Genomic DNA, 4,331 nt, shown 5'->3' with positions numbered 1-4,331 from the left:
AATCGTGGACACCCTCGAAATCCTCGAACCCCGCGTCAACAGGCGCTCTCCAGCCTGCCGACCTCGAATAAACCGGAACTACTGATTGAGGAACTATCGTGCCGATGCCATGCTATTTGAAGTTGGAAGGCGAGAATCAAGGAGAAATTGAAGGCTCAGTCATGATCCAGGGGCATGAGGGAAAGATCCTCGTTCAGGCTGTCGATCACAAGATCGAAATCCCGAAGAGTCCCCAAACTGGTCTGCAGACGGGCAAACGCGTGCACTTGCCGATGACGCTGACCAAGGAGATCGACAAGTCATCGCCCAAGCTGTATCAGGCGTTGACATCCGGCGAGCAGTTAAAGAACGCAACGCTGGAGTTCTATCGCATTTCGCCAAAGGGTAAGGAAGAGAAATACTTCACAGTGAAGCTGTCGAACGCAATTCTGACCGGCATGCGTTCGTGGACGCCGAATTGCCTGTCGCCGGATCAGAAACAGATGGGCCATATGGAAGATATTTCGTTTAGCTACGAGAAAATTACGTGGAGCTTCGATGCGGACGGCATCGAAGCGGAAGACTCGTGGCTGGCCCCGAAATCCTGATTTCAAAATTGTAGGAGAGAATCGTGAGAGAGCGTCGGCTACTTGAGCGAATAGCTGGTTGGGGCACAGCCAACGAGCGCACTAACGAGACACAGGTCGACATTCTTGTCGATTCGGTGATCAACCATCTTAGCCGGCTGCTCAACACGCGGCGAGGCACCGTTCAGATCGACCCTCAATTTGGCATGCCGGATTTCACTAACCTTGACGTTACGACCGCGACGGGTTCCGCGCACGAGATCGAAGAGGGTATCTATCGTATGGTCTCGCGCTACGAGCCACGCATCAAGTCGCCCCGCGTCAGACTCGATCACGGGGAAAAGGATGTCCTCCGTGTCAGATTCGCGCTTGAAGGTGCGCTGGAGGTCGACGATTGCAAAGTTCCGTTGCGCATATCGACGACCGTGTGTGCCAATGGGCGTGTCAATGTCGATGTCATTTCGCGCGATGACCATGCACTTTTTCCGGATCCAGCCAAGGCATGCTAAACAGGTACTATCAGGACGAGCTGGCCACGCTGAAAGACTTGGCCGGCGAATTCGCACGTGCGAATCCGGCCATTGCGCCGATGCTCCTCGGCGTTTCAGCCGACCCCGATGTCGAACGCCTGCTGGAAGGCGTCGCGTTCCTCACCGGCCTCACACGTCAGAAACTCGAAGACGGCTTTCCAGAGTTCATACAGGAGCTCACGAATCTGCTGTTTCCGCATTACCTTCGTCCAGTGCCGGCATCGACGCTGGTTAGCTTTTCCCCGAAAGGCCCACGCGGCCAAGCCGCGAGCGTGGCGGCAGGTAGTGAACTCGCAGCGGTGCCCGTGGATGGCACATCGTGCCGCTTTCGGACCACGTGCGACGTTGATGTCGAGCCGCTACGCATTGCGGGAGTGGATCTTGTGAGCTACGCGAGTGCCGCTCCCGTGCTCACGATCGACTTCGAGATGGAAAGAGGCTTGAGCATCGCACAATGGGGCGGTGATTGCATCCGCGTGTTCTTGAGCGGTGGCTACGTCGGCGGCTCAAAACTGCTTCTGCTGTTAATGAATCATGTCACGGAAGTACGGATATCAGGAGGCAGCGGCGACCGGTTTTCACTCGGCGCGAACAGCCTGAGCAGCAGTGGCTTCGACGAGGATCTGTTAACTTATCCGAGCCATGGACCGAGCAGCTATCGCATTATTCAGGAGTTCTTTGCACAACCGGAAAAATTTCTGTTCGTTGATGTCGCAGGGCTGAAGCGCTGGACCGCTAACGCGACGGGCTCCAGCTTCAGCATCAAGCTGACGTTCGACACGCTGCACAACTGGATGCCCGAAATTGACGCCGACAGCTTCATGCTCAACGTTGCACCTGCAATCAACGTGTTCCCACATATGGCGGACCCCATTACGCACGATCATCGCGTCACTGAATATCGCGTCAATCCCGAGGGGCGGGACCGTTGCCACTATCAGATCTATTCGGTCGATCAAGTGCTCGGCTATCAGCAGGGGAACTCACAGGAACGCGTGTATCAGCCGTTCAGCACTTTCCGGCACGACGGCCACGGCGTTCAGTTGAGCTATCGTACGACGCTGAAGACAACGAATGTGGAGCGGGGAAGCGACCTATACCTCGCGCTAAACTACCCGCCGTCGGAGACGCCGCAGCAGGAAACGCTGTCGATCCGTCTCACCTGCACCAACCGTTCGCTGCCCGAGGGCCTAAAGCCGGGCGACATCAGGATTCCGACCAGCACGTCGCCGGACCAGATGGCCTTTACCAATATTCGCGGGATCACGCCTGAGCAGGACCCGCCCGCGGGCGAGGAACTCCTGTGGTGCCTGCTCTCGCATGTGTCGCTCAATTTGCTTTCGATTGCGGATGCCGGAAACCTGCGCAAGCTCCTTGGTCTATACGTCTTCCGCGGACAGCAGGGGCGGGAGCTGTCGAATCGCCGCAGGATCGACGGCATCGTTGAAGTCACTGCCACGCGCGAGACGCGCCTTGTTGGTCGGGGCGGCATTCGGCGCGGTCAGTTGATCCGCATCCGTTGTCGTGAGGATCACTACGCCGGCATCGGTGATCTGTATCTGTTCGGTTGCATGCTCGAGCGATTTTTATGCGATTACGCGGGCATCAATTCATATACCCGCGTAGAGCTCGAAGACACGCTTTCAGGGACCATATTCAAATGGCGTCCAAAATTCGGACAACAACCGATGCTGTAAAGGCGCTGCTCGTCAGCGACGGTGCAAAGTACTCCTACTTTCAGGCAGTTCGGCTACTGCGGCGGTACGACGGGCAAACGGGAGAGCGCCATGGAAACCTGCGGATACGGCCGCGGCTCGGACTCGGCTTTCCCGAGAATGACATCGACGCCATCGAGGTCAATCCGGACGACAACTATCGGATCACGGCGAACTTTTTTGGCCTGTATGGCGTGGCTTCACCGTTGCCTGCCTACTATACCGAAGACCTGCTGGAAGAGGAGCGCGAGGGGCATCACGTCATGCGGGGTTTCCTTGACATCGTGCATTATGCGATGTACCCGCTCCTTTTCGATGCGTGGGAGAAGTACCGGCTCGAGCAAAGGATCGTTGAGGATCGGCACGAAGCGTCGCTTAACCAGCTGTACGCTTTTGTCGGTTTGCACGGTTCGGATTTGCGCGCCGGTCTGCTTCCCGGCAGCGCGGCGCTCTTGCGCCATGCGGGACTGTTTAATCAACGTCCGCACTCGGCGTTGGGCTTGAAAACCTTGCTCGCTGATGTGTTCGCACCGGCACAGCTCCGGGTGGTGTGCGGCATATGGCACTCAGCGCGGATCCCGGACGAGCAGCGTTGGCGGCTTGGGCAGCAGCAAGGCTGCCTCGGCGAGGACGCATGGGTTGGCGCGGAGATCGATGACTGGGAAAGTACCATCAGAATCGAATTCGGCGGGCTGCCACAAGCGCTTTTTCGTCAAATGCTGCCAGGCGGAAGCGCGCACGCACGCCTGCGCTTCTTTGCCCGCTTTTACCTGGCCGAGCCACTCGAGGTGGACATCGAGCTGCAGCTGCGCCACGACGAAGCAGACGCGGCGCGCACCGGCGTCGGACTTTGGTCGCGGCTCGGCTTCGATACGTGGCTCAATCCCAGAGACGCGGATCTCCCGGCTCGGGTTCAATACCGGCTCTAGGCACCATCTACAACAATCCGAGGCTGTTACTGGATAGCGAAGAGGAAGAGGAACATGCTGCTGATCGAACGGAAGCTTCTGCTGGGGCGCCTGAATGTCTGTTACAGACAGGTGCTCGAGAATTTCGTTGCACTGGGTCTATCGCGGGGTTACTGCAAGACGAAGGCCGAGCCTCGGATGATCGAGCGGGGCGACCACCGCAACGGGGACGCCCTGATGCTGCGCTGGCAGGCTGAGGATACGCCTTTCGTCACGACGGCCCACCGCTTGCCGGACAAGCCCGACGGGTTGACGCTGCTTTCCGCGATACGGCCGATTTTGTCTGATGCCTTCGAGCCAGCGCCGCCCGCACGCATGAACGTAATTCGCTGCTTCGGGCTCTAGGCCGACGCGCTTGCCGCCATGGCGCGGTTCAAGATCATGAAAGGCTCGTGCCGCATCATCGGCGGCATACAGCGTGCGCATGGCGGGAAAGTCGGCTATGCCCGGAAGCTAGTCACCGCCTTCATCTGTAAGAGACTGAATCAAAAAGACCCGTTGGGGGCTGTTAACCTTCTCGGCAAGCTGTTAACCTTGGCCACCTGAACAACT

Annotated in this window: 6 protein-coding genes; all 6 read left to right on the top strand. The window is 58.0% G+C overall.

What is annotated here, in order from left to right; genetic code table 11:
- The first annotated feature begins 98 nt into the window (after window positions 1-98).
- The 6 genes from EVC45_RS43530 to EVC45_RS43505 are packed head-to-tail and all read left to right on the top strand — an operon-like array spanning window position 99 to window position 4,325.
- Complete coding sequence (locus EVC45_RS43530) at window positions 99-587, top strand: Hcp family type VI secretion system effector (RefSeq protein ID WP_129964225.1); 489 nt, start codon at window positions 99-101, stop codon at window positions 585-587.
- A 23-nt stretch (window positions 588-610) separates the two neighbouring features.
- Window positions 611-1,075, top strand: a complete 465-nt coding sequence (tssE, locus tag EVC45_RS43525; RefSeq protein WP_129964224.1) for a type VI secretion system baseplate subunit TssE — start codon at window positions 611-613, stop codon at window positions 1,073-1,075.
- The gene (gene tssF, locus EVC45_RS43520) at window positions 1,069-2,793 is read left to right on the top strand and encodes a type VI secretion system baseplate subunit TssF (RefSeq protein ID WP_129964223.1); all 1,725 of its coding nucleotides are present in this window, start codon (window positions 1,069-1,071) and stop codon (window positions 2,791-2,793) included. The genes tssE and tssF overlap by 7 nt, the downstream gene beginning before the upstream one ends.
- Window positions 2,757-3,740 carry a type VI secretion system baseplate subunit TssG gene (gene tssG / locus EVC45_RS43515; protein WP_129964222.1) on the top strand — a complete coding sequence of 328 codons (984 nt, stop codon included), beginning with the start codon at window positions 2,757-2,759 and terminating at the stop codon, window positions 3,738-3,740. The genes tssF and tssG overlap by 37 nt, the downstream gene beginning before the upstream one ends.
- Before the next feature lie 54 nt (window positions 3,741-3,794).
- A complete protein-coding gene (locus tag EVC45_RS43510; RefSeq protein ID WP_129964221.1) occupies window positions 3,795-4,124 on the top strand; it encodes a hypothetical protein in 330 nt (109 codons plus the stop codon).
- Between the two features lie 18 nt (window positions 4,125-4,142).
- Window positions 4,143-4,325 (top strand): hypothetical protein, encoded by a 183-nt coding sequence (locus tag EVC45_RS43505; RefSeq protein WP_129964220.1) that lies wholly within the window; start codon window positions 4,143-4,145, stop codon window positions 4,323-4,325.
- Window positions 4,326-4,331: the final 6 nt, after the last annotated feature.

Origin of the sequence: Paraburkholderia sp. UYCP14C (genome assembly GCF_004197395.1) — a bacterium.
Classification (GTDB): domain Bacteria; phylum Pseudomonadota; class Gammaproteobacteria; order Burkholderiales; family Burkholderiaceae; genus Paraburkholderia.
This window is presented reverse-complemented; position numbering and strand designations above follow the sequence as displayed.